A 24,434-nucleotide genomic window follows, 5' to 3' on the forward strand; every position below is an offset into this window, starting at 1 on the left:
TCGAGATGGCCGATTGTAGGGACGAATTTAGTTATTCGTCAATCTATTTGCCAATGTTTAATTTTGAGGACGAGGTAGGGCGCGCTGGATGCCGTCGCTCGATCCAGTATCAAATCGGCCTCCAGCGCCCGTCCCTTGGGCGCGGGAAGCTATTGAAATGATAGTTTTCTGGCTACGCGCGATGGCCCAGCCGCCGCGACACGTTGCCGGCATGCTCGCGCAGCAGCTGGCCGGCGGGGCTGTCGATCTCGGCGTCGAAGATGCCCTGCGGCCCGATCATGGTCATCACCAGCACGATGTGGCCGGCGGCGTCGAACACGGGGGCGCACAGCGTGTTCACGCCCGGCTGCGGCATCGAGATGCCGCGCCCCATGCCGCTGGCGCGGATGTCGCGCAGCAGCGCCTGCACCTCGGGCGCGTCGAAGCTGGACGAGGCGCCGCCGACCACGCGGCGGTGCTCGTCCTCCAGCATGCTGCGCACCATCTTCTCGGGCAGGTAGGCGGCGAACACGCGGCCGGTGATGGTGTTGAACAGCGACATCACGGTGCCCACGCGCAGGTTCACGTGCAGCGGGTAACGCGGCTCGTCCAGCCGCACCACGGTGGGGCCCAGCTGGCCCCACACGGCCAGGGCGATGCTCAGATCCGAGCGTGCGGCCAGCTGCGCGGCCTCCTGGCTGGCCTCGGTCAGCGGGTCGAGCTGCTGCAGCGCGGCCAGGCCCATCTGCAGCGCGGCGGGGCCCAGTTCGTAGTGGCCGGTCAGCGGGTGCTGCTTGACCAGGCCGGTGGCCATGAAACTGACCAGATACGGGTGGGCCTTGGCCGGCGGCATGTCGGCCAGGCGCGCCAAGTCCTTCAGCGGCAGCGCGCGGCGCTGCTCGGTCAGCGCCTGCAGCACGCGCATGCCGACCTCGATCGACTGGATGCCGCGCTGGCGGCGGGGGCGGCGTGGTCCTGGGCTTCTTCGCCCGGTTGCGGGCGGGCCCGTGTCACATCCTTTTCCGTCATGCGCGGCATTATGGGCCGGCGCCGCCGTACACCATTTCAACCAATCCCGCGGCGTGCAAGACTATTGAGTTTGGTGGATCATTAGCAGTTTGCTATTTACCAACAGGAACAACAACACCATGAGCAGCCCCTGAACATCGCCGTCGTCGTCGGCAGCATTCGCAAGGATTCGTACAACCGCCGCTTCGCCGAGGCGCTGGCCAAGCTGGCGCCCGAAGGCGTGAAGTTCAACTTCTTGCGCATCGACGACCTGCCGCACTACGACCAGGACGACGATGGCGACAACGCCCCCGAAGTGCGGCGCCTGAAGGCCGAGGTGGAGGCCGCCGACGGCGTGCTGTTCGTCACGCCCGAGTACAACCGCTCGTATTCCGGCGTGCTGAAGAACGCCATCGACCAGGCCTCGCGCCCCTACGGCCAGGCCAAGTGGAAGGGCAAGCCTGCGGCCATCGTCACCGTGTCCTACGGCCCGCTGTCGGGCGCCATGGCGGCGCAGCACCTGCGCAACGTGCTGGCCGTGCTCGACATGCCGACGCTGAACCAGCCCGAGATGTACCTTCAGTGGAAGGACGGGCTGGTGGACGAGCAGGGCAACGTCGGCCCCGCCAGCAAGGATTTCGCGCAGAATTTCGTCGACACTTTCGTGGCCTGGGTGCGCCGTTTCAAGCACTGAAAGCCGCATCCGGGCTTTGCCCATCACCCTGCAGGAGATCTCCATGAGCCAGAAAACAGTTGCCGTCGTCGTCGGCAGCATCCGCAAGGAATCGTTCAACAGGCAGTTTGCCGAGGCGCTGGTCAAGCAGTTTCCGACCGAGCTGAAGGCGCAGTTCATCCGCATCGACGACCTGCCGCTGTACAACCAGGACGACGACGGCAACCCGGCGCCGCAGGTCACGCGCCTGCGGGGCGAGATCAAGGCTGCCGACGCGGTGCTGTTCGTCACCGCCGAGTACAACCGCTCGGTGCCCGGCGTGCTGAAAAACGCCATCGACCACGCCTCGCGCCCCTGGGGCCAGAGCGTGTGGGCTGGCAAGCCGGCGGGCGTGGTGGGTGTGTCGGTGGGCGCCATCGGCACCTCGCTGGCGCAGCAGCACCTGCGCAACGTGCTGGCCTACCTCGACATGCCCACGCTGGGCCAGCCGGAGATGTTCCTGCAGTGGAAGGAAGGTCTGGTCCAGGACGGCGCCATTGGGCCCGACAGCAAGGAGTTCGTGCAGAAGTACGTCGACGCCTTCGCCGCCTGGGTGAAGAAGCAGGCCTGATGCACAGCCCGGCGCCGGCAGCGGCGCGGCTGGCCTGACGAACCCGCGCCTGGCGCGGGTTTTTCTTGGTGCGCGGGCGGGGTGTGTGGATCAGCAGGGCTGCTTGATGCGCAACCAGGCTCGGACAGCCTTGTAGGAGCGTGCTTGCCCGCGATGAGGCGCTTCGTCGCAGCCAGCGCCTGATCGCGGGCAAGCCCGCTCCCACACAGGGATGCGATCCATGCGCCATCCGGGACTTCTTTGAAAAATAATAGCTGCCTGCGCTTGCTGCACAAGGATTTCAGATGTGTTTGAAAATGAAACTGTTCTATATCAGGCGCAAGCAGCTCCTGATAATGTAGTGTCCGCGTGTGCCCCGTACACCTTGCCGGCGGCCTGTTTATCAAGTCAAAATGGCATGAAGCGCAGGCTGTATCGGCGCCGATAGCTGCTAAAACAGAAGCAATCTGCCGCCGCATCGCGTCCGTCGTTCTGGGAACCTTTGCACACCCGGCGCGCTCCAATCGCCGCCGCAGCCCCCGCGCTGCCGGCCCGATGACAGACAATCCGCACCACCATGCTTGATTCGCTTTTCGCCCATCCCCGCCGCGTGTTCGGCGCCATCGCCCTCATCTGTGCCGGCATGCTGGCCTTCGGCATCCTGTACCTGCAGAACGTGGTGGGGCTCGAGCCCTGCCCCATGTGCATCGTGCAGCGCTATGCGCTCATCGTCGTGGGCGTGTTCGCGGCGCTGGCCGCCTTCTCCAAGGGGCCGGCCGGCTGGCGCCTGTGGGGCATTCTGGGCGTGGCCATGGCGGCCTTCGGCGCCTTCACCGCCGCGCGCCAGAGCTGGCTGCAGTGGAACCCGCCCGAGTTCGCCACCTGCGGGCGCGACCTGTTCGGCATGATCGAATCGTTTCCGCTGCAGCGCGCCATCCCCATGATCTTCAAGGGCGCGGGCGACTGCAGCGCGGTGGACTGGACGTTCCTCGGCGGCACCATTGCCAACTGGTCGTTCATCTGGTTCAGCATCTTCATCGTCACCATCCTGGTCACGCTGCTGAAGCTGCCGGCACGGCGCGGCGGCGTGATGCCGGCCTGACGCGCTGGCACGCGCATGAAAAAGCGGCCCGCGGGCCGCTTTTTTATTTCCGGGAAGCCTGATCAGGCGCGCTTGATCAGCCGCAGGATCACGATCAGGATGATGGCGCCCAGCGTGGCCACCACGATGCTGCCCAGCAGCCCGCCGCCCACGGCGCCGCCCAGCGAGCCGAACAGAAAGCCGCCCAGCAGCGCGCCCAGAATGCCGACGACGATGTCGCCCACCAGGCCGTAGCCGCCGCCCTTGACGATCATGCCGGCCAGCCAGCCGGCGATCAGCCCCACCAGAATGAACCAGACAAGTTCCATGGCTTGTTTCTCCTTGCAAATGCCTTCGATGCATTCACTGTAGGCCGGCGCCCTGGGCCGTGCCGTAGGAGAAGCGCCCGCCGGACTGACAGCAGCGCCGTGTTACGTGCTACAGATTTTTCACCAGCACCTGGCTCTTGCGGTCCCAGTTGTACTTGCGCTTGCGCGCCTCGGGCAGCCAGTCCGGGTCGACCTGGCGAAAGCCGCGCTTGATGAACCAGTGCATGGTGCGCGTGGTCAGCACGAAGATGCTGGTCAGGCCCATCTCGCGGGCGCGCTGCTCGATGCGCTTCAGGATCTTCTCGCCGTCGCCCTGGCCCTGGCTTTGCGGCGACACGGTGACGGCGGCCATCTCGCCAGTTTTGGCCTCGGGGTAGGGGTAGAGCGCGGCGCAGGCAAAGATCACGCCATCGTGCTCGACGATGCTGTAGGCGCCGATGTCGCGCTCGATCTCGGTGCGGCTGCGCTTGACCAGGGTGCCGTCCTTCTCGAACGGCTCGATCAGCTGCAGGATGCCGCCCACGTCGTCGTGCGTGGCCTCGCGCAGGCTCTCCAGCTTCTCGTCAACCACCATGGTGCCAATGCCGTCGTGCACGTACACCTCCAGCAGCAGCGCGCCATCCACCGCATAGGGCAGGATGTGGCTGCGCTCCACGCCGTGCTCGCACGCCGTCACGCAGTGGCGCAGGTAGAAGCCCACGTCCATCGGCTGCTCGGGCATCGGCAGGCGCGCCATCAGCGCGCGCGCCTCGGCCAGCGGAATCTCGGTGTCGATAGGGTTGTCCTCGGCCTCGGGCTCCAGCGGGCGGATGCGCACGCCGGGCTTCTCGGTCAGGAACATCAGCTTGTCGGCCTGCAGCGCCATGGCCACCGAGGTGGCCACTTCCTCCATCGACAGGTTGAAGGCCTCGCCCGTGGGCGAAAAGCCGACCGGCGACAGCAGCACCAGCGCGCCGGTGTCGAGCGAATGCGAGATGCCCGCCACGTCCACCTTGCGCACCACGCCGGTGCTCTTGAAATCCACGCCGTCGATGATGCCCATGGGCCGCGCGGTGAGAAAGTTGCCCGAAATCACCCGCACCTTGGAGCCGGCCATGGGCGTGTTGGGCAGCCCCTGGCTGAAGGCGGCCTCGATCTCGTAGCGCAGCTGGCCGGCGGCCTCCTGCGCGCAGTCCAGCGCCACGTCGTCGGTGATGCGCAGGCCGTGCGAATAGCGGGCGTCGTGCCCCTTGGCGCGCAGCTGCTCGTTCACCTGCGGGCGAAAACCGTGCACCAGCACGATCTTCACGCCCATGCTCTGGATCAGCGCCAGGTCGGTGGCGATGTTGCCCAGCTTGCCGGCGGCAATCGCCTCACCCACCACGCCGACCACGAAGGTCTTGCCGCGGTGCATGTGGATATAGGGCGCCACGGCGCGGAACCAGGGGACGAAGGTGAAGTTGAAAACGGTGGACATGGGGAAAGGGCAGGGCTGGCGCGGCACCGTGGCCGGCAAAGCGTGAAGTGTAGCGAGCGGTGTGCCTTGCTCCATGAGGCGATGGCTGTCGATCGCTTCCCTATTGATAGCGAACACCGCTTGCTGGGCGGGCGCTGGAGGCCAAAAATGCTTGAAGTCTCAGCGGCGCGCGACGGAGGCGCCGCGTGTGGCCGCCAGGCGCCGGTACAGCGTGGCCCGGCTCAGGCCCAGCGCGCGCGCGGCTTCGGCCACATTGCCGCTGGCGTCGCGCACGGCCTGCTGGATGAGCCGTTCTTCCAGCGCTTTGAGCGGCAGGCGCGGCGTGGCAGGTGCTGGACTGGCTGCCGGTGCGCCGGGTCGCACGGCCTGCACGGCGATCCGCAGGCCCGACCACAGGGGTACAAGCGACGGTGCATCCCGCCCGGCCAGGTCGAACAGGTGTTGCCAGGGCAGGGCGAACAGATCGCCGGCGTGCACCCCGCCGTGTGCCAGCCCCGCCAGGGCGGGCAGCATCTGGCGCGCGGCGCTGTTGGCGCCCAGCACGGCGCCCCCGGCGTCCAGGCAGAGCACGGCATGAGCGGTTTCTCCGGGCAGCGCCTCACCCCACGCCAGGTGCAGGCGCAGCGCGTGCGGGGTGGCGTGCAGCAATGCGTCCTCGATGGCGCGGGCCGAGCGGGCCACCAGGTGCTGCAATTCAGGACGCTCGGGCGCCTCGATGCCGGTCAGATCCAGCATGCCGAGGCACTGGCCCTTCGGCCCCGTCAGCGGCGCGCCGGCACAGCTGTAGACGCTGGTGTCGCGGAAGAAATGCTCGCCTCGGTGCAGCCACACCGGCTGCTGCTCGCCCAGCGCCGCACCGATGGCGCTGGTGCCGATGCTGCGCTCCGAGAGGTCGACGCCCACGCGCGCAATGGCCTCGGCGCGGCGGTCGCGGCGGTCGATGGCGCCCGCGGTGTCGATCACGGCGCCGGCGGCATCGGTCAGGATGGCGAAGTAGCGGATCGGGGCCACGGCGCGCGCGAGGCGCTGCATCTCGGGGCGTGCCGCGGCAAGCAGGCTGCGGTGCGCTTCGTCGGCCCGCTGGCGGGCGGCGGCGGGCACCGCGTCGAAGCTGACCGGCTGCTCGGGCCGCTGTCCCTGCGCCAGGCAGCGCTGCCAGGAGCGCAGCAGCCACGCACGGTCGTTCCAGGCAGCGTGCAGCAGCTGGTCCGGCGGCACATCGCTGGTGAGCAGCGCGCGGCGCGTCTGTTCGATCTGCTGGAGCCGGTCGCGAGGCTTCATGGCTATGAAATCTGTTGCATAGGATCGCGTGCGGACGCCTGCGAAACCGCCCGTCTCAATCTGAGAATTTCGGCCGCCGGCAGGCCAGAACTAGGGTTTCACCTAGCCGCGGTCCCCGGGAGTGTTCCAAGAATGGAAGAGGCATTCTCACACCTACAAGACCATCCTGGAAGGAGACAGTCCCGATGAAAGTCGAACTCACCGTCAACGGCAAGCCGGTCAGCGCCGACGTGCCCGAGAACACGCTGCTGGTGCAGCTGCTGCGCGACACGCTGCGCCTGACCGGCACCCACGTCGGCTGCGATACCGCGCAGTGCGGTGCCTGCACGGTGATCGCCAACGGCCGCGCCATCAAGTCGTGCAACGTGCTGGCGGCGCAACTGCCGGGCGCCGAGGTGACCACCATCGAGGGCGTGGCGAATGCCGACGGCAGCATGCACCCAGTGCAGGCGGCAATGAAGGACTGTCACGGCCTGCAATGCGGCTTCTGCACCACCGGCATGGTGATGAGCAGCATCGATCTGCTCCAGCACCATCCCCAGGCCAGCGAGGCCGAGATCCGCGAGCTGCTGGAGGGCAACATCTGCCGCTGCACTGGCTACCAGAACATTGTCAAGGCGGTGCAGCAGGCGCAAAAGGCGCTGGCCTGACCCCGACGAGAAAACAAGGAGACAAGACATGGGTGCCAACGACTTTGCCAAGCTGCCGCACATCGGCGAATCCATGAAGCGCAAGGAGGACGAGCGGTTTCTGACCGGCGTCGGCCAGTACACCGACGACATCCACCAGGCCAACCAGAAGTACGCGGTGTTCGTGCGCTCGCCGCATGCGCATGCCGCTCTCAAGAGCGTCGATGTTGGTGCCGCCGAGAAGATGCCCGGCGTGGTGAAGGTCTTCACCGGCAAGGACATGGAAGGCAAGATGGGCGGGTTGCCCTGCGGCTGGCTCATCAGCAACCCCGACGGCTCGCCGATGAAGGAGCCGCCGCACCCCATCCTGGCGCACACCAAGGTGCGCTACGTGGGCGACCACGTGGCCATGGTGGTGGCCGACACGCTGCAGCAGGCCAAGGACGCCGCCGAGGCGGTGGAGGTGGACTACGACGTGCTCGATGCCGTGATCGACATGCGCACCGCCCGAAACGGCCCCGCGCTGCACGACGAGGCGCCCGACAACCACTGCTACAAGTGGACGCTGGGCGACAAGGCCGCGGTGGACGAGGCCTTCGCCAAGGCCGCGCACGTCACCAAGCTCGACATCACCAACAACCGGCTGATCCCCAACGCCATGGAGCCGCGCGCGGCCAACGCCAGCTACAACCGGGCCAGCGACGAGTACGTGCTGTACGTCGCCAACCAGAACCCGCACGTCGAGCGCCTGCTGCTCACCGCCTTCGTCCTGCAACTGCCCGAGCACAAAGTGCGCGTGATCGCGCCCGATGTGGGCGGCGGCTTCGGCTCCAAGATTTTCCTGTATGCCGAGGACGTGGCGGTGACTTGGGCCGCCCGGCAGCTCAACTGCGCCGTGAAGTGGACGGCCGAGCGCAGCGAATCGTTCGTGAGCGACGCGCACGGCCGCGACCACATCACGCACGCCGAAATGGCGATGGACAAGGACGGCAAGTTCCTCGCCATGCGCGTGCACACCGATGCCAACCTGGGTTCGTACCTGTCCACCTTCGCTTCCAGCGTGCCCACCATCCTGTACGGCACGCTGCTGGCGGGGCAGTACACGGCACCGCAGATCTACGTCGAGGTCGATGGCTGGTTCACCAGCACGGCGCCGGTCGATGCCTACCGCGGCGCGGGCCGGCCCGAGGCGACTTACGTGGTCGAACGTCTGGTCACGCGCTGCGCATGGGAGCTGGGCCTGTCGCAGGACGAGATCCGCAAGCGCAACTTCATCACCAGCTTTCCGTACCAGACGCCGGTGGCGCTGCAGTACGACATCGGCGACTACCACGCGTGCATGGATCAGGCGCAGGAGCTGGCCGACGTCAAGGGCTTCGAGGCGCGGCGCACCGCCAGTGAGGCGAAAGGCCTGAAGCGCGGCATCGGCTACAGCAGCTACATCGAGGCCTGCGGCCTGGCGCCTAGCAACATCGCCGGCGCTTTAGGCGCGCGCGCCGGCCTGTTCGAGGCCGGCGAGGTGCGCGTGCACCCCACCGGCAGCGTGACGGTGTTCACCGGTTCTCACAGCCACGGCCAAGGCCACGAGACGACGTTCGCCCAGCTGGTGGCGGCGCGTCTCGGCATCGACCCATCCCAGGTCGACATCGTGCACGGCGACACCGGCCGCGTGCCCTTCGGCATGGGCACCTACGGCAGCCGCTCGCTCTCGGTCGGTGGCACCGCCATCATGAAGGCCATCGACAAGATCGAGGCGAAGGCCAAGAAGATCGCCGCGCACCTGATGGAAGCCAGCGACGCCGACATCGAGTTCAGTGGTGGCGAGTTCAGCGTCAAGGGCACCGACAAGAAGATCCCCTTCGCCCAGGTGGCGCTGACGGCCTACGTGCCGCACAACTACCCGCTCGACAAGCTGGAGCCTGGCCTGAACGAAACCGCGTTCTACGACCCGACCAACTTCACCTACCCGGCCGGCACCTACATCTGCGAGGTCGAGGTCGACCCCGCCACCGGCGTGGTGCGCGTAGACCGCTTCACCGCGGTGGACGACTTCGGTGTCATCATCAACCCGATGATCGTCGAAGGCCAGGTGCACGGCGGACTGGTGCAGGGCATCGGCCAGGCGCTGCTGGAGCACGGCGTGTACGACCCCGAAAGCGGCCAGCTGCTGACCGGCAGCTACATGGACTACACCATGCCGCGCGCGGCCGACTTTCCCGAATTCAGGCTCGGCCACGTCTGCACGCCCTGCACGCACAACCCCATTGGCAGCAAGGGCTGCGGCGAGGCGGGTGCCATCGGCTCGCCGCCGGCCGTCATCAACGCGGTGCTCGATGCGCTCAAGCCCCTGGGCGTGACCGAGCTCGACATGCCCGCCACGCCGCACCGCGTGTGGCAGGCGATTCAATCGGCCCAGGCTTGAGGAGACACGAACCATGTACGCATTCACCTTTGAACGCCCCACCACGCAAGCCGATGCGGTCAAGCTCGCCCAGGGCGGCGGCAAGCTGCTGGCCGGCGGGCAAACGCTGCTGGCGTCGATGAAGCTGCGCCTGGCTGCGCCCGAACAACTGGTCGACCTGGGCGGCGTGAAGGAATTGGCCGGCGTGCGCCAGGAGGGCGACGCGCTCGTTATCGGCGCCATGACGCGCCATGCTGACGTCGCCGGCAACGCCGACGTGAAAGCCATGATCCCCGCGCTGGCGGCGCTGGCCGAGGGCATCGGCGACAAGCAGGTGCGGGCCATGGGCACCATCGGCGGCTCGCTGGCCAACAACGATCCGGCGGCCGACTATCCGGCGGCGGCGCTGGCGCTGGGTGCCACCATCGTCACCACCGAACGCGAGATCGCGGCCGACGACTACTTCCAGGGCCTGTTCGCCACCGCGCTGGAAGAGGGCGAGCTGATCATCGCCGTGCGCTTTCCCAAGCCGCAGCGTGCCGCCTACATGAAGTTCCGCCAGCCCGCGTCGCTGTTCGCGCTGATCGGCGTGTTCGTGGCACAGACGGCGGATGGCGTGCGCGTGGCCGTCACCGGCGGCGGCAACGGGGTGTTCCGCCACACGGCGATGGAAGAGGCGCTGGGCAAGAGCTTCACCACCGAGGCCGCTGCCGGCGTCAAGACTGACCCGTCCGAGCTGAATGGCGACCTGCACGGCAGCGCCGAATACCGCGCGCACCTGGTCGGCGTGATGGCGCAGCGGGCGGTGGCGAAGGCGCTGGGTTGATCGATACCGAACTGGCCGAACAGCCCAACAGCCGGACGCAGAAGACGCAAAGGATTCGCAGAGGACGCAAAAAGAAGAAATTCTTGGTTGCTGGCTGCTGTCTTGGGATGTCGTTGAATGGCACGACAGCCCGTGCCATCCCAAAGAAACTCCCTCTCCCTCTGGGAGAGGGCAGGGTGAGGGCCAGCGGCGCATCACCGATCACGGCCACGTTTTCCCGATTGCAAGTGTTTTCGGCCTCCAGCCCTTGCCTAGTCAGTGCGAACAGCTATCAAAACAGAAGTCATGCCGCCCACTGCCACCATCGACACCCTCACCGACGCGCTGCAGGCGGCGGGCTATTTCGCCGACCGGCGGCTGGCGACGGCGGCGTTTCTGGCGCTCAAGCTGCAACGCCCGCTGCTGCTCGAGGGCGAGCCTGGCGTCGGCAAGACCGAGCTGGCCAAGTCGCTGGCGCAGGTATTGGGGCGCGAGCTGATCCGCCTGCAGTGCTACGACGGCCTGGAGCAGCGTGAGGCGCTGTACGAGTGGAACTACGCCGCCCAACTGTTGCACCTGCGCGCGGCCGAGGGCAGTGCGCCGTCGGAAGAGATCGAGCGCGAGGTCTACCAGCCGCGCTACCTCATCCGCCGTCCCTTGCTGCAGGCACTGCAGGCGCCGCCGCCCGGCGCGGTGCTGCTGATCGACGAGGTGGACCGCGCCGACGAGCCGTTCGAGGCTTTCCTGCTCGAATACCTGGGCGAATACCAGGTCAGCATCCCCGAGCTTGGCACGGTGCGCGCGGCGGCCACGCCGGTGACGATCCTCACCAGCAACCGCACGCGCGAGCTGAACGATGCTGTCAAGCGCCGCTGTCTGTACCACTGGCTCGACTACCCGGAGCGCGAGCGCGAACTGGCCATCGTGCGTGCCCGCGTGCCCGAGGCGCCGCAGGCCCTGGCCGACCAGGTGGCGGCCTTCGTGCACAAGCTGCGCAGCGCGCACGCGTCGCTGTTCCAGCGCGCGCCCGGCATCGCCGAAAGCGTCGAATGGGCCAGGGCGCTGGTCGCGCTGGACACCCTGGCGCTCGACCCCGAAGTGGTGCAGGGCACCGCCGGCGTGCTGTTCAAGCAGCGCGAGGACGTGGCGGCGCTGACGACGGAGCTGATCACGGAGGTGCTGGCGGCGGAGGAGGGGCGTGAACAAGCTCCAACTCCGATGTCGCGCCGGTTTTGCTCCCTCTCCCGCCTGCGGGAGAGGGCGGGGTGAGGCTGGCTGTTCCTCCTTCCCCGCTGGGGAAGGCTGGGATGGGGGCCCGCCGCGCATCCCTGCAAGCGCCGCTGTCCCCTCACCCCAACCCTCTCCCCAGCGGGGCGCGGGCGCCATACCGCAAACCTGCAGCGCGTTGGGGCCAGGGCATGACCACCCTGCTCGGTGACGCCCGCACCGGCAAGCTGGCCGACAACCTCACGGCCTTCGGTCGTACGCTGCGCCGCGCTGGCGTGTCGGTGGACGCCGCGCGCATCGCGCTGGCGCAGCAGGCGCTGCAGCTCACGGGTGTCGAAGCCAAGCGGGACGTGGCCGCCGCGCTTGAAGCCGTGCTGGTCGGCCGCGAGCAGGACCGCGCCGTGTTCCGCGAACTGTTCGACGCCTTCTTCCGCGATCCCGAACTGGCCCACAAGCTGCTGGCGCAGATGCTGCCACGCGCCGAAGGCAGCGCCGTGCCGCCGCCGCAGCGCCCGCGCGTGCGCGAAGCGTTGATGCCGCACCGCGCCCAGGCACCGCGCCCGCCGCAGGCGGCCGACAAGGAATTCGAGTTCGACGCGGCCATGACCGCCAGCGACCTGGCGCGCCTGAGACACGCCGATTTCAACCAGCTTTCGGCCAGCGAATACGTCCTGGTCGAGCGCCTGGTGCGCGACATCCGCCTGCCCGTGCCCCGTGTGCCGGCGCGCCGCGTGCGCGCCGGATGGCGTGGCGCGCGCGTGCACTGGGCGCACACGCTGCAGGGGGCCGCGCACACCGGCGGCGAGGTGATGTCGCTGCACCGCCTGCAGCGCCGGCGCCAGCCGCTGCCCTTGCTGCTGCTGGTCGACGTGTCGGGCTCGATGGAGCGCTACGCGCGCCTGCTGCTGGCGTTTCTGCACGCGGCCACGCGCCAGATCGATGGCCAGCGCATCCAGCGCGACGTGTTCGCCTTCGGCATGCGGCTGGCCGACCTGACACCTGCTTTCCGCGAATCAGACACCGATGCCATGCTGCTGCGCGCCGGCCGCGCCATCGACGACTTTGCCGGCGGCACGCGCTTGGGAAGTGCGCTGGCCACGCTGCGCCTGCGCCACGCACGCCGGCTGGTGGGCCGGCGCACGCTGGTGCTGCTGGTCAGCGACGGCCTCGACACCGGCGAGCCGGATGAGCTGGCGCGCGAGCTGGCCTGGCTCAAGCGCCACAGCCGCGCGCTGTTGTGGCTCAACCCGCTGCTGCGCTACGACGGCTACGCCCCCAGCGCGCGCGGCGCCGCCGTGCTGCACCTCGCGGCCGACGGCATGCTGGCGGTGCACAACATCGCGCGCCTGCAGGATCTCGCCGCAGGCATCGCGGCGCTCATGAAAAATAGCAAGCAGAGGAACCCATCCATGGACATGCAAGGAAGCCGGACCCTTTCCGTCACCCAGCAACAGGCCTGGGAGGCGCTGAACGACCCCGAGGTGCTGAAGCTGTGCATCCCCGGCTGCGACAACATCGAGGCCACCGGTGACAACGCCTATGAACTGACCAACGCCATCAAGGTCGGCCCCGTGGCGGCCAAGTTCAAGGGCAAGCTGAACCTGGCCGACGTGAACGCGCCCGACAGCTACACCATCCACTTCGAGGGCAACGGCGGCGCCGCCGGCTTCGGCAAGGGCAATGCGCAGGTCACGCTGGTGCCACACGACGAGGGGTGCGAACTGGGTTACACCGTGCACGCCTCGGTGGGCGGCAAGATCGCCCAGGTGGGCCAGCGCCTGATCGATGGCGTGGCCAAGTCGATGGCGGAGAGCTTCTTCAAGCGCTTCGACGAGGAAATGACCCGCCGCCACGGCCCGCCGCCCGAGGAGCAGGCCGTCGAACCGGGCAAGCTGAAGAAGATGTGGGGCAAGCTGACGGGCGGCGGCAAGGACGATGCGTCCACCTGAATCGCAACAGCCGAACGCAGAGGATGCAGAGGTTTCGCAGAAGACGCAGAAGAATCCAGATGAAATCGACGTTCTACCCTTGTGCAGACAGCGCCAGCAGCTATGTTTTTGAGAGTTCTTCATTGGCTGTTCCTTTTGCGTCCTCTGCGAAACCTCTGCGTCCTCTGCGTCCGGATGTCCGGCTGTTCGGCAGCCTGATCAAGGAGTAACCAGCCATGGAAAACATTGACGTCACCGTGCTGCGCGCGCTGCGCGACTGGCGCGCTGCGGGCCGGCAGGCGCTGCTGGTCACGGTGGTGCGCACCTGGGGCTCGTCGCCGCGGCCGGTCGGCTCCATCATGGCGCTGTGCGAGAACGGTGCAGTGGTCGGCTCGGTGTCGGGCGGCTGCATCGAGGACGACCTGATCGCCCGCTACGCCCGCCAGGGCGCGGCCGATGCGCTGCCGCACAGCGGCGCGCCGGGCTTCGCCAAATACGGCATCACCGCCGACGAGGCGCACCGCTTCGGCCTGCCGTGCGGCGGCACGCTGGAGCTGCTGTTCGAGTTCGATCCCGACCCGGCCAGTCTGGCCGAACTGGTGCGCGCGCTCGACAGCGGCCGCCTGATGCGGCGCCAGGTGCGGCTGGGCGACGGCCAGGTGACGCTGACGCCGGCCGACGCACCGGCCGAACTCAGCTTGGACGACACCCAGCTCACCAACACCTTCGGTCCCGAGTACCGCATGCTCATCATCGGCGCTGGGCAGATGAGCGAATACCTGGCCACCATGGCGCAGTTCTGCGGTTTTGCCGTCACCGTGTGCGACCCGCGCGAGGAATACCGCGGCGGCTGGTCGGTGCCCGGCGTGCAACTGGCGACCGACATGCCCGACGACGTGGTGACCGCCTTCAAGCCCGACAAGCGCAGCTGCGTCATCGCCCTGACGCACGACCCCAAGCTGGACGACCTCGCGCTGCTGGAGGCGCTGGGCAGCGATGCGTTCTACATCGGCGCCCTGGGCAGTCGCCGCAACAACGCGGCACGCCGCCAGCGCATGATCGAGCATTTCGGCCAGACCGAGGACAGCCTGAAGCCCCTGCGCGGCCCGGTCGGCATTTTCATCGGCAGCAAGACCCCGCCCGAGATCGCCGTCAGCGTGATGGCCGAGGTGCTGGCCGTGAAGAACGGCGTGACGTTGCCGCGCGACCTGGACGTGGCCCACGTGAAGGACCAGCAGGGTGCTGCCGCGGGCCCTCCAGCCTGCGTGTAGGGGTGAGCACGGCTGTTGCCCCCGCACCGGGCGCGCGCATGGGCGCCGTGCTGATGGCCGCTGGCGCGGGGCGGCGCATGGGCTACCGCCCCAAGAGCCTGCTGCGACGCGAAGACGGCAAGCCGCTGATCGCCCACCACCTGCGGGCGCTGGTTGCGGCGGGCCTGTCGGACGTGGTGGTGGTGCTCGGTCACCATGCCGATCGGATCGGCGAAGTGCTACAACAAGAGAAGCAGGCTGCGGCGTCCCCATCGGGGTTGCAATGGGTTTTGAACCTCAATCCGGACGATGGCCCAGGCAGTTCGCTGCGCTGTGCGTTGGCAGCGCTGCCTGCTGATTTGGACGCTGTGCTGGTCACGCTGGCGGACCAACCGCTCATCACCGCTGCCGACATGCTCAGCGTGCTCACGGCGTGGCGGGCGCGCGCGCCGGGCACGGCATTGCTGGTGCCGCGTTTTCAGGGTCAGCCCGGCCATCCGCTGATGTTCGACACCAGGGTGCGCCGCGATCTGATGGCCCAGCCCGTCGAGGCCGGCCTGCGCGACTGGCGCCGTGCACACCCTGCGCAGGTGGCATGGCTCGACGCCAACCACCCGCGCTACACCTTCGATATCGACACAGAGGCCGACCTGGCCCGGCTGGCCGCCGAGCACGGGGTCGTGCTGCGCTAGCGCCCAGGGCGCGCCGCTATCGGCGGATCGCCTGTGCCACCTCTCGCACCAGCCCCGCACCCTTGTAGATCAGCCCGGTGTAGATCTGCACCACATCCGCGCCGGCCTCGATCTTGGCCTGCGCATCGGCGCCGCTCAGGATGCCGCCCACGCCGATGATCGGAAAGCCCGCGCCCAGCGCCGCGCGCAGCTGGCGCACCACGCGGTTGCTGGCCTCGCGCACCGGCGCGCCCGACAAGCCGCCGGCTTCCTCGGCATGCGGCAGGCCCTGCACGGCATCGCGCGACAGCGTGGTGTTGGTGGCGATCACGCCTTCGATGCCGTGCCGGCGCAGCGCATCGGCAATGGCCTGCACCTGGCCTTGGTCCAGATCGGGCGCGATCTTCAGGAACAGGGGCACCTGCCTGCCGTGCTCGGCCGCCAGCTCGCCCTGGCGCGACTTGAGGGCCGACAGCAGCGCGTCCAGCGCGGCGTCGCTCTGCAGGTCGCGCAGGTTCTTGGTGTTGGGGCTGCTGATGTTCACCGTCACGTAGTCGGCATACGGGTACACGCCAGCCAGGCCGATCAGGTAATCGTCGGTCGCGCGCTCGATGGGCGTGGCCGCGTTCTTGCCGATGTTCAGGCCCAGAATCATGCGCTGGCCCTTGTCCGACGAGCGCGAGGCGCTATGAAAACGAGAGTTCTTGACGTTGCGGATGAAGACGTCGAGCCCTTCGTTGTTGAAGCCCATGCGGTTGATCAGCGCGTCCCTGGCCGGCAGGCGGAAGATGCGTGGCTTGGGGTTGCCCGGCTGCGCCAGCGGCGTGACCGTGCCCACCTCGACGAAGCCGAAGCCCATGGCGGCAAAGGCGTCGATGGCGCGGGCGTTCTTGTCGAGCCCCGCGGCCAGGCCCACGCGGTTGGGAAAGCGCAGGCCCGCCAGCGTCACGGGGTCGTGCACGCGCGCCTGCGACCACCCGCACTGCAACGGCGTGCCCTGGCCGCGCGCCAGCATGTCCAGGGTGAGTTCGTGCGCGGCTTCGGCGTCCATGTTGAACAGCACGGCGCGCGTCAAGCCGTAGGGGATCAGGGCCATTGGATAATTCTTTGCAAACCGTTTTGAAACTTGAGGAATTGTCGCAAATGACCCAGGACGAACTGAAAGCGATGGTCGGCCAGGCCGCGCTGGATTACGTGGTGCCGGGCGAAATCGTGGGCGTGGGCACCGGCTCGACGGTGAACAAGTTCATCGACGAACTGGCGCTGATCAAGGACCGCATTGCCGGTGCCGTGTCGTCGTCGGTGGCCTCCACCGAGCGGCTGCAGGCACTGGGTATCCAGGTGTTCGACTGCAATGCCGTGGGCGAGATCGCCGTCTACATCGACGGTGCGGACGAGATCGACGCCAAGGGCCACATGGTCAAGGGCGGGGGCGCGGCGCTGACGCGCGAGAAGATCGTGGCCGCGCAGGCCCGGCGCTTCGTCTGCATTGCCGACGAATCCAAGCTGGTCGACGTGCTGGGGCGCTTTCCGCTGCCGGTGGAGGTGATCCCCATGGCCGCCAACCGCATCGCACGCCAGTTCGCCGCCCTGAAGGCCGAGGCCACGCTGCGCATGCGCGATGGCGCACCGCTGGTCACCGACAACGGCCAGCACATCCTGGACGTGCGCGGGCTGGCCATCACCGATCCGCCGGGCTTCGAGAGCGAAGTGAACCAGTGGCCCGGCGTGGTCACCGTGGGCGTGTTCGCGCACCAGCGCGCGCAGGTGTGCCTGCTGGGCACGCCCACCGGCGTGCGCACGCTGCGCTTCGACTGATGGCCACCGCGCCGGTGTGGAGCGAGCGGCGCCTGCTCGCCATCGCGCTGCGCGCCATGATGGCGGTGGCGGTGCTGGCCGCCCTGGTGCTGAGCTGGCGCTACGCCGCCGGCCCGGCCGACCCCGAGGGGCCGCCCAGCGTGCGCGTGGTCAAGCTGCTGCCCGGCACCTTCCTGTGGGCCGATGCGCCTGCGGACGCACGCTACCTGCCCGACGGCCTGCGCGCCCAGGAGGCCGCGCGCCTGAAGCTGATGCTGCTGCGCGGCGAAGACGGCGCCGTGCGCGGCTTCTACCTGCCGCAGCAGGACGGCTTCGTCGGCGTGCCCACGGCGGCATCGCCTCTCACGCCCGGCATTCCGTGTGCCGATTTCGCGCCCGACTTCCGCGCCGGCGACATCGCCTGCCGCCAGGCCGCACCCGGCTTCGACTTTGCGCTGCGCCACCGCTGGTCGCTGCAGGGGCGGGCGCTGAGTGCCGGCTCGCCCGATCTGCACGCGGTGGCAGGCCACGAGGTGGACGGCAGTTGGTGGCTGCAGGCGGTGCGTTGACGATTTCAAGCCAAATCGGTCTTCAGCGCCCGTCCATACTGCGCCAGAAGCTACAAAAACGGAGTTCCCGCCTGGGTGACAGCGCCGGCGGCGGCAGGGTGCCATCATCGGCCCTCAAGGAGAGCGCATGCAGAGTCTGAACTTCGGCCCCGTGCGGGTGTACCAGGGCGACAAATCCGGCAAGTACCCCGATGGCAACCAGGTGCTGGTGCAGGGCGCCGACACGCGCGTCGCCTTCGACACGCCCCAGGTGTCGCGCCACATCGGGCCCGACCTGGACGAGGTCGATCTCATCATCCTCGGCCACGTGCATGAAGACCACATGGTGGCGCTGGGCCGCCTGCGCAGTGCGCCCGTGCAGGTGCACCAGGCCGACCTGGCCGCCGCGCAGTCGTGGCAGGGGCTAGCGCGCCATTACGGCTACCCGCAGCCGGTGCTCGACGTGCTGCGCCCCATGATCGAGCGCGACTTCGACTACGCGCCGCGCCCCGACGCCACCGGCTACGCCGATGGCGCGCAGTGGGACCTGGGCGGCGGCGTGCGCGTGCGCGCCCACCACCTGCCGGGCCACACGGCGGGCCATTGCGCACTGGTGGTCGAAAGCGAAGGCATCGCCTTCATCGGCGACATCGACCTCACCGGCTTCGGCCCCTACTACGGCGATGCCTCGTCCGACCTGGGCCAGTTCCAGCGCAGCCTGCAGGCCGTGCGCGATCTCGATGCGCGCATGTGGATCACCTCGCACCACCGCGGCGTCGTCACCGAGCGCGCGGCCTTCCTGCAGGCGCTGGAGCGCTTTGCGGCCAAGATCGACGAGCGCGACGAGCGCCTGCTGGGCTACCTGCGCGAAGGCCCGCACACGCTGGACCGCCTGGTCGAGCGGCGCCTGCTGTACCCGGTGGGTTACGAACTGCCCTTCGTCGAATTCGCCGAGCGGCGCAGCATCCAGATGCACCTCGACAGGCTTGTGCAAGCCGGCCAGGTCAGCCGGGACGGCGAGGGCACCTACGCGCTGGCGGCATGATCGGCCGGGCGGCGGGACAAAGAAAAAGCGGCCACGAAGGCCGCTTTTTCTTGGATGGGAATCCCTGGCGGAGAGGGCGTCCGTTGCGGGGTTCACATCAAGTGGTCTCACAAAGACTAAAAATGCCACCTATATCAATGGGTTAGGTGTCATTCGTTCGCCTTGCATGGTATCACGAAACATCCTAGAATCGCAGTCACGATTGTGGATGCATTTGGGAGTGCCATGGTTAGGCGGAGAGAATTTACGCTGACTGCGAAGCAGGTAGAAAAGCAGTCCAAGCCCGGCCGCTACGGCGACGGGGGCGGGCTGTATTTGCAGGTACTGCCGACCGGCGCCAAGACCTGGGTGTTCCGGTTCATGCTCAACAAGCGCGCCCGTGAAATGGGGCTAGGAGGCGTCGCCACCTTTTCATTGGCGGAGGCGCGCGAGCGGGCGAGGGCAGCGCGTCAACTGCTGGCCGATGGTCTAGACCCTATCGAGGCGAAGCGCGAGGATGCGCTACAGCGCCGAATGGCCGACGCCAGCGTCATCTCATTCGACAAGGCCGCCGAACGCTACATAGACGCCCACGCGCCCGGCTGGCGCAATGACAAGCATCGCCAGCAATGGGAAAACACGCTGCGCGCCTACGCCAGCCCCGTGATTGGCGATCTGCCCGTGTCGCGCGTAGATACCGCTCATGTGTTGCGAGTGCTGCAACCAATCTGGACAAGCAAGGCAGAGACAGCATCGCGCCTGCGCGGGCGAATCGAATCTGTGCTGGATTGGGCGAAGGTGCAGGGCTACCGCGAGGGCGAGAACCCTGCGCGCTGGAAAGGCCACCTGGACAAGCTGCTGCCCGCCCGCGCGAAGGTGGCGAGGGTAGAACACCATGCTGCGCTGCCGTGGCGTGAAGTGGGCGCATTCATGGCCCGCGTGCGTGAGATGCCGGGCACGTCAGCGCGCGCCCTTGAGTTCATCGTCCTGACCGCGTGCCGCACGTCCGAGGCCATCAATGCCGAGTGGCGCGAGTTCGATCTGAGTACGAAGGTATGGACGATTCCAGCCGAGCGCATGAAGGCGGGCAAGGAACACATTGTTCCGCTGAGTGACGGCGCCCTGCGCGTCCTAACCGATCTGCGCGACCAATCGGACAGCGCCTATCTGTTCCCCGGCCCGAAGGGCGACAAGCCGCTTTCCAATATGGCTGGGTTGCAGCTACTCAAGCGCATGAATCGGGCCGATCTGACCGTGCATGGCTTCCGAAGCACATTCCGCGATTGGGCCGGTGAATCCACGGCGCACCCGCGCGAGGTAATCGAGCATGCGCTGGCGCACCAGTTGAAGGACAAGGCTGAAGCTGCTTACCAGCGGGGCACGCTGTTTGAAAAGCGCCGCGCCTTGATGGCCGATTGGGCCGCCTACTGTGACACCGTGCCAGCGACTGCGGACGTGGTGCCAATCCGGGGGCAGCATGATCGCGTCGCCGGCAATCGAGGAGGTAAAGGCGCGTCTCGAGGGATTGCCGAACTTGAGAAACTTCGCTTTTCAGCGCCATGTCCTACAGCGCCTTTCAAGTGGTTTTGGCGCCGATCTTGTCTGGAAGCAATTTGGTGACGAGGCCTCACGAGTGGGCGCCGTGCTGGCCCGAGTTAATACAGCTTTCGATCTGACGGTGCGGGAATATGGACGGCCACCGGCATCGCACGAAAAAGAGGACATCGAGCGCGTCATTAGCTTGGCGAAAGAACTTAAATCGGCGATTCGGGCCATCATGCCGGGCGATTCAGTCACCAGCTATGCCTATGGTTTAGATGCCGAGGATGAGCCGGATATTCTGTTAGAACTGGGGTGGCATTCACTCAGAAAAGGGGGCTACCAAACCGGCTACCCGCTGGCGATCGCTGATGACGTGCTGGAATGGGCGATCAAGGAAGCCGAGAAGCGCAGGGACGGGCTACCGACCCGCGCATCCGTCAGGCCGGCCCAACACGATGAAGGCAAGACACCGGAGATTACGATGTTCATCCGGCATCTTGATTGGCAGTTTCGGCGGGAATTCAATGCCGGCAAGCCAACTGCAATAGCGCATATTGCTACAGCTATTTTTGACTTGAAAGATAATCCGCTAGACGCGAAGGATGTGGAAAAGCGGCTGCGCGATTCGCCGCTGAGATACCCCACCTAACGGGCAGATTTTCTTGCTTACGGGGGATGGTATTTTCTGACCCGCCTACATGATTTGCATCAATGCGACGCGAATACGTTGCAGACCTTGAAAGGTTAATTGATGCAAACCAAGCGCTATCCCCTTCATCCCGTCCGAAGCAGGGCGCGGAGCTTCTGGGCGTGTCCCTGCCGACTTTCTGGCGCTGGGCTGCCGAGAAACAAGACTTCCCCAAGGGCCGCCGCCTGTCTGCGCGCTGCACCGTATTTGATACCGCCGAGCTGATTGCTTGGCGCGAATCGAAAATGAAAGGCGGGCGCAATGAGCTTTGACCGCACCCGCCTACCCGACCCGCTGACCTACTACAGCGACACCGCTGGCCTGACTTTCCGCGAGCGCAAAGGCAAATGGCGCACCACGTCCTGCCTGCACTGCGATAGCAGCGACGCCATGCGGATCAACACCGATACCGGGGCCTTTGTCTGCATGACCGGCTGTGGCGCCCGTGGTGGTGACGTACTGGCCTATCACATGGCCGCACGCGGCCAGGGCTTTATCGACTCTGCCAAGGAGCTGGGCGCCTGGATTGACGACGGCAAGGACAGCGCCCGCACACGACCGACGCCGCTACCGGCACGCGATGCCCTGATGGTGCTGGCTGCCGAATCGAATCTGGTGGCCGTAGCCGCCGCCAACGTCGCCCACGGCGTGGTGCTGAGTCAGATTGACCTAACCCGCCTGCTGACCGCCGCAGGCCGCATTGGGCGCATTGCGGAGGTGTTCGCATGATGGCACTCGAAAGACCGCTGGAACGCGCATTCGCAGCCTTGGACGCAGACATTGCCGACCACCCGCCAGCAGGAGTTGCGAGTTGCGCGCCCCTAGCAACGCAACACGCAACTGCACCAGCCATCCGTGCGGTAACAGTGCAAGAGCTGGCCGGAATGCACTTCAAACCACGCGCGGAAATCCTTGCGCCGTGGCTGCACTCGCAAGACCTGTGCATGGTGTTCGCCGCACGCGGCATCGGCAAGACGCACTTTTGTCTAGCCGCAGCCTTCGCCATCGCCACCGGGGGCACCTTTGCCAAATGGAGCGCGCCACGTCCGCACAAGGTGCTGTACCTAGACGGCGAGCTGCCGGGCGCCTTGATGCAAAAGCGCCTGCTGATGCACGTCCCCGACGTGGAACCGGCGCCCGGCTTCCTGCGCGTCTTCACGCCCGACCTGCTGCCCGATGGGACGGCCATGCCGGACATATCGACACCGGAGGGCCAGGCCGCCATCGACGCCATGATCGAACCGGACACCGAAGTCCTGTTTATCGACAACCTGAGCGCCTGGGCGCGCACGGGGCGCGAGAACGAGGGCGAGAGCTGGCAACCGGTGGGCGAATGGCTGCTGACCCTGCGCCGCCGTGGCATCGCCGTGGTGCTGGTGCATCACGCGGGCAAAGGCGGCCAGCAGCGCGGCACCAGCAAGCGCGAAGACCTTCTGGACGTGGTTATCGGCCTGGGGCGACCGCAAGACTACGACCCTACGCAGGGCGCCGTGTTCGTGGCCGAGTTCACCAAGGCCCGCAACCTGGCCGGCACCGATGCTGAAAGCCTGGAACTGGCCCTGGGCGGCGACGAAGACCAAGCCACTTGGACTTACCGCACCGTGGAGGCAAGCACCTATGACCGCGTGGTGGCGCTGGCCAAAGAGGGCTTGAGCCAATCGGAGATCGCCGCCGAGTTGGAGATCAACAAGTCCAACGTCAGCCGGCACCTGCGCAAAGCGCGTGAGCTGGGCGACGTGCCGCCGGAGGCCAAGCGATGAGCCTGCGCGAGCAACTCAAGCGGGCAGTTGCGAGTTGCGCGCCTATAGAGACGCAACACGCAACTTCTGCGGCCAACGATGCAACCGGCAGCGCAACACCTGCGCAACCGCAGGGGCGTCAGCACGCAACTGGCACCGCAACACCTGCGCAACACCACGCAAAAACCAGCGCAACTTTGGCTGCACCGAGTTGCGCAACTGTTGCATCGGAATTGACAGCGCAACGGACGATGAAAAAGCTGCTGGCCGCCGCCATGCGCTGCTGTGACCGACACGGCGACGGTGCCGAAGCCCGCGCAGAAATGGAACGCCAGTGCCTGGAGATACCGCCGCACCTTCGGGGCGATCTGCTGGATTACTTCAAAAGCCACTACCCGGAATAGTGGGACAAGTTGTCCCACCCACAGCCCGCCCCGTGCGGGTTTTTTCTTGACAAGACGATTGAAAGACGCTATATATCACGCAGTATCAATAGTCTATGACTATTGCAACCCGCCCGGCGATTCGGGCACCTTTACGAAAGTGACCCGATGAAAGTAGCCGACCTGCGCGAAGCCCGCGCCCTGAAGGTAGCCGAAGCCCGCGCCCTGGTGGACAAGGCCGGTGCCGAGAAACGCAACCTGACCGCCGACGAGCAGAAAGCCTTCGACGGCCTGAAGGCCAGCATTACCGATCTGGAAGCGCAAGAGCAGCGCGCCGTGTTCCTTGAGTCTGCCGAGCGCCGCAGCCTGGGCACGCCCGACAAGGCCACCGCGAATCTGGAGGGCGCCGTCAACATCACCGACGCCATCCGCGCGCAGATTGAGCAGCGCAGCGTGACCGGCGCCCTTGCCGAGTTCCAGCAAGAAGCCAAGCGCAACGGCATTGAAGCCAAGCATGGGGGCGTGCTGATCCCGTCAAGCGTGTTCGAGAAACGCGCCACCATGACAACGACCGCGAACGCCGCCATTACCCCGGACGATCCGCGCCCCGATCAATTCATCGGCTTGCTGCGCAATTCGACCATCGTGCGCAGCCTGGGCGCGCGCGTGCTGTCGGGCTTGCGCGGCGATGTGGTGATCCCGAAGGCCACGGGCGCGAGTACCGCCTACTGGTTGAACGAGGGCGACCCGCTGACCGAAAGCAACCCGAGCTATTCCAGCATTCGCCTGGAGCCGAAGCACGTCGGTGCTTTGACCGCCTTCAGCCGTCAACTGGCCTTGCAGTCCAACCCTGCGATTGAGCAACTGCTGCGCGACGATATTGCCGCCGTAGTCGGGCTGGCCGTTGACAAGGCATTGATCCATGGCACCGCCGCCGCCAAGCAGCCTGTGGGCATCTTGAATGCTGCCGGTGCCCAGACCGCCAGCTTGGCAACCTTGATTGGGCCGCCGTGCTGGCGGTGTTCGAGAAACTGGCGCTGGTGAACGTCACCCCCAATGCGATCCTGACGCACGCCAAGGTGGCGACCAAGCTGGGCAGCACCTTGAAGTCCACCACCGCAGGCGCTGACTACATCCTGCAAGGCGGCAGCATCAACGGCTTGACCGCGCATGTCAGCAACCAGCTTGACGCCAAGGCCGGTAGCCCTGCCAAGGGCCGCATGATCGTCGGCGACTTTGGCGAGCTGGTGATCGGTGAATGGGGCGCCACGGAAGTGCTGGCCAACCCCTACGCCGCCGGCTACTACGAACGAGGCGATATTCAGCTCCGCATCCTGCACACCATGGATGCCGTGGTGCGTCGCCCGGAAGCGTTCGTGCTGGTTGAAGACATCGCCATCGCCTAA

At 66.8% G+C, this 24,434-nt stretch carries 26 protein-coding genes and 1 pseudogene; 22 read left to right on the plus strand and 5 right to left on the minus strand.

Annotation, left to right across the window (positions count from 1 at the left end; genetic code table 11):
- Window positions 1–172 precede the first annotated feature (172 nt).
- On the minus strand, window positions 173–925 hold the full coding sequence (locus H0I39_RS18365; RefSeq protein WP_308645937.1) for an IclR family transcriptional regulator: 753 nt from the start codon (window positions 923–925) through the stop codon (window positions 173–175).
- A gap of 213 nt (window positions 926–1,138) precedes the next feature.
- On the opposite strand from H0I39_RS18365, the gene H0I39_RS18370 reads away from it, so the two are divergent.
- The 3 genes from H0I39_RS18370 to H0I39_RS18380 all read left to right on the plus strand — a co-directional run bounded on the left by H0I39_RS18370 (window position 1,139) and on the right by H0I39_RS18380 (window position 3,351).
- Window positions 1,139–1,681, plus strand: a complete 543-nt coding sequence (locus H0I39_RS18370) for an NADPH-dependent FMN reductase (protein WP_180551880.1) — start codon at window positions 1,139–1,141, stop codon at window positions 1,679–1,681.
- A 43-nt stretch (window positions 1,682–1,724) separates the two neighbouring features.
- Window positions 1,725–2,270: an NADPH-dependent FMN reductase gene (locus H0I39_RS18375; protein WP_180551433.1), complete on the plus strand. Its 546-nt coding sequence runs from the start codon at window positions 1,725–1,727 to the stop codon at window positions 2,268–2,270.
- A 556-nt stretch (window positions 2,271–2,826) separates the two neighbouring features.
- Window positions 2,827–3,351 (plus strand): disulfide bond formation protein B, encoded by a 525-nt coding sequence (locus H0I39_RS18380; RefSeq protein ID WP_180551434.1) that lies wholly within the window; start codon window positions 2,827–2,829, stop codon window positions 3,349–3,351.
- Window positions 3,352–3,413: 62 nt separating this feature from the next.
- On the opposite strand, the gene H0I39_RS18385 is transcribed toward H0I39_RS18380, so the two are convergent.
- From H0I39_RS18385 to H0I39_RS18395, 3 genes are all read right to left on the minus strand, one after another.
- Window positions 3,414–3,659 carry a GlsB/YeaQ/YmgE family stress response membrane protein gene (locus H0I39_RS18385; RefSeq protein WP_180551435.1) on the minus strand — a complete coding sequence of 82 codons (246 nt, stop codon included), beginning with the start codon at window positions 3,657–3,659 and terminating at the stop codon, window positions 3,414–3,416.
- A 109-nt stretch (window positions 3,660–3,768) separates the two neighbouring features.
- Window positions 3,769–5,115: an amino-acid N-acetyltransferase gene (gene argA, locus H0I39_RS18390; protein WP_180551436.1), complete on the minus strand. Its 1,347-nt coding sequence runs from the start codon at window positions 5,113–5,115 to the stop codon at window positions 3,769–3,771.
- A gap of 159 nt (window positions 5,116–5,274) precedes the next feature.
- Window positions 5,275–6,396 carry a helix-turn-helix domain-containing protein gene (locus tag H0I39_RS18395; RefSeq protein ID WP_180551437.1) on the minus strand — a complete coding sequence of 374 codons (1,122 nt, stop codon included), beginning with the start codon at window positions 6,394–6,396 and terminating at the stop codon, window positions 5,275–5,277.
- A 185-nt stretch (window positions 6,397–6,581) separates the two neighbouring features.
- Between H0I39_RS18395 and H0I39_RS18400 the strand changes: the two genes are divergently transcribed.
- The 8 genes and pseudogenes from H0I39_RS18400 (at window position 6,582) to H0I39_RS18435 (ending at window position 15,328) form a co-directional block, all read left to right on the plus strand.
- Complete coding sequence (locus tag H0I39_RS18400; RefSeq protein ID WP_180551438.1) at window positions 6,582–7,046, plus strand: (2Fe-2S)-binding protein; 465 nt, start codon at window positions 6,582–6,584, stop codon at window positions 7,044–7,046.
- A 28-nt stretch (window positions 7,047–7,074) separates the two neighbouring features.
- Window positions 7,075–9,447 carry a xanthine dehydrogenase family protein molybdopterin-binding subunit gene (locus H0I39_RS18405; protein WP_180551439.1) on the plus strand — a complete coding sequence of 791 codons (2,373 nt, stop codon included), beginning with the start codon at window positions 7,075–7,077 and terminating at the stop codon, window positions 9,445–9,447.
- 13 nt (window positions 9,448–9,460) lie between these two features.
- Window positions 9,461–10,252, plus strand: a complete 792-nt coding sequence (locus tag H0I39_RS18410) for an FAD binding domain-containing protein (RefSeq protein ID WP_180551440.1) — start codon at window positions 9,461–9,463, stop codon at window positions 10,250–10,252.
- Window positions 10,253–10,537: 285 nt separating this feature from the next.
- Window positions 10,538–11,500 carry an AAA family ATPase gene (locus H0I39_RS18415; protein ID WP_180551441.1) on the plus strand — a complete coding sequence of 321 codons (963 nt, stop codon included), beginning with the start codon at window positions 10,538–10,540 and terminating at the stop codon, window positions 11,498–11,500.
- A 149-nt stretch (window positions 11,501–11,649) separates the two neighbouring features.
- A pseudogene (locus tag H0I39_RS18420) lies at window positions 11,650–12,843 on the plus strand (vWA domain-containing protein); the annotation flags it as partial.
- Window positions 12,844–12,867: 24 nt separating this feature from the next.
- Window positions 12,868–13,407 carry an SRPBCC family protein gene (locus H0I39_RS18425; RefSeq protein ID WP_180551882.1) on the plus strand — a complete coding sequence of 180 codons (540 nt, stop codon included), beginning with the start codon at window positions 12,868–12,870 and terminating at the stop codon, window positions 13,405–13,407.
- A gap of 215 nt (window positions 13,408–13,622) precedes the next feature.
- Window positions 13,623–14,657 carry an XdhC family protein gene (locus H0I39_RS18430; RefSeq protein ID WP_180551442.1) on the plus strand — a complete coding sequence of 345 codons (1,035 nt, stop codon included), beginning with the start codon at window positions 13,623–13,625 and terminating at the stop codon, window positions 14,655–14,657.
- A gap of 38 nt (window positions 14,658–14,695) precedes the next feature.
- Complete coding sequence (locus H0I39_RS18435; RefSeq protein ID WP_180551444.1) at window positions 14,696–15,328, plus strand: nucleotidyltransferase family protein; 633 nt, start codon at window positions 14,696–14,698, stop codon at window positions 15,326–15,328.
- A gap of 16 nt (window positions 15,329–15,344) precedes the next feature.
- Here H0I39_RS18435 and H0I39_RS18440 read toward each other — a convergent pair whose 3' ends face one another.
- Window positions 15,345–16,403 (minus strand): quinone-dependent dihydroorotate dehydrogenase, encoded by a 1,059-nt coding sequence (locus H0I39_RS18440; protein ID WP_180551446.1) that lies wholly within the window; start codon window positions 16,401–16,403, stop codon window positions 15,345–15,347.
- Window positions 16,404–16,450: 47 nt separating this feature from the next.
- On the opposite strand from H0I39_RS18440, the gene rpiA reads away from it, so the two are divergent.
- From rpiA to H0I39_RS22750, 11 genes are all read left to right on the plus strand, one after another.
- Window positions 16,451–17,125, plus strand: a complete 675-nt coding sequence (rpiA, locus tag H0I39_RS18445) for a ribose-5-phosphate isomerase RpiA (protein WP_180551448.1) — start codon at window positions 16,451–16,453, stop codon at window positions 17,123–17,125.
- Complete coding sequence (locus tag H0I39_RS18450) at window positions 17,125–17,673, plus strand: hypothetical protein (protein WP_180551449.1); 549 nt, start codon at window positions 17,125–17,127, stop codon at window positions 17,671–17,673. Before rpiA ends, H0I39_RS18450 begins: the two co-directional genes overlap by 1 nt.
- Before the next feature lie 127 nt (window positions 17,674–17,800).
- Entirely contained in the window at window positions 17,801–18,697 is an 897-nt protein-coding gene (locus H0I39_RS18455; RefSeq protein ID WP_180551450.1) for an MBL fold metallo-hydrolase, read from the plus strand.
- A 162-nt stretch (window positions 18,698–18,859) separates the two neighbouring features.
- On the plus strand, window positions 18,860–20,296 hold the full coding sequence (locus tag H0I39_RS18460; RefSeq protein WP_257645883.1) for a tyrosine-type recombinase/integrase: 1,437 nt from the start codon (window positions 18,860–18,862) through the stop codon (window positions 20,294–20,296).
- A 13-nt stretch (window positions 20,297–20,309) separates the two neighbouring features.
- Window positions 20,310–20,867: a hypothetical protein gene (locus H0I39_RS18465; RefSeq protein ID WP_180551452.1), complete on the plus strand. Its 558-nt coding sequence runs from the start codon at window positions 20,310–20,312 to the stop codon at window positions 20,865–20,867.
- Window positions 20,868–20,929: 62 nt separating this feature from the next.
- Entirely contained in the window at window positions 20,930–21,178 is a 249-nt protein-coding gene (locus H0I39_RS18470) for a helix-turn-helix transcriptional regulator (RefSeq protein ID WP_180551453.1), read from the plus strand.
- The gene (locus H0I39_RS18475) at window positions 21,168–21,635 is read left to right on the plus strand and encodes a hypothetical protein (RefSeq protein WP_180551455.1); all 468 of its coding nucleotides are present in this window, start codon (window positions 21,168–21,170) and stop codon (window positions 21,633–21,635) included. The genes H0I39_RS18470 and H0I39_RS18475 overlap by 11 nt, the downstream gene beginning before the upstream one ends.
- Window positions 21,635–22,666: an AAA family ATPase gene (locus tag H0I39_RS18480; RefSeq protein ID WP_257646249.1), complete on the plus strand. Its 1,032-nt coding sequence runs from the start codon at window positions 21,635–21,637 to the stop codon at window positions 22,664–22,666. The genes H0I39_RS18475 and H0I39_RS18480 overlap by 1 nt, the downstream gene beginning before the upstream one ends.
- Window positions 22,663–23,049, plus strand: a complete 387-nt coding sequence (locus tag H0I39_RS18485) for a hypothetical protein (RefSeq protein WP_180551458.1) — start codon at window positions 22,663–22,665, stop codon at window positions 23,047–23,049. Before H0I39_RS18480 ends, H0I39_RS18485 begins: the two co-directional genes overlap by 4 nt.
- Window positions 23,050–23,196: 147 nt before the next feature.
- Window positions 23,197–24,072: a phage major capsid protein gene (locus tag H0I39_RS18490; protein ID WP_257645884.1), complete on the plus strand. Its 876-nt coding sequence runs from the start codon at window positions 23,197–23,199 to the stop codon at window positions 24,070–24,072.
- Entirely contained in the window at window positions 24,048–24,434 is a 387-nt protein-coding gene (locus H0I39_RS22750; RefSeq protein WP_308645892.1) for a phage major capsid family protein, read from the plus strand. Before H0I39_RS18490 ends, H0I39_RS22750 begins: the two co-directional genes overlap by 25 nt.

It is taken from the genome of Ottowia beijingensis, assembly GCF_013423955.1.
Lineage (GTDB): Bacteria > Pseudomonadota > Gammaproteobacteria > Burkholderiales > Burkholderiaceae_C > Ottowia > Ottowia beijingensis.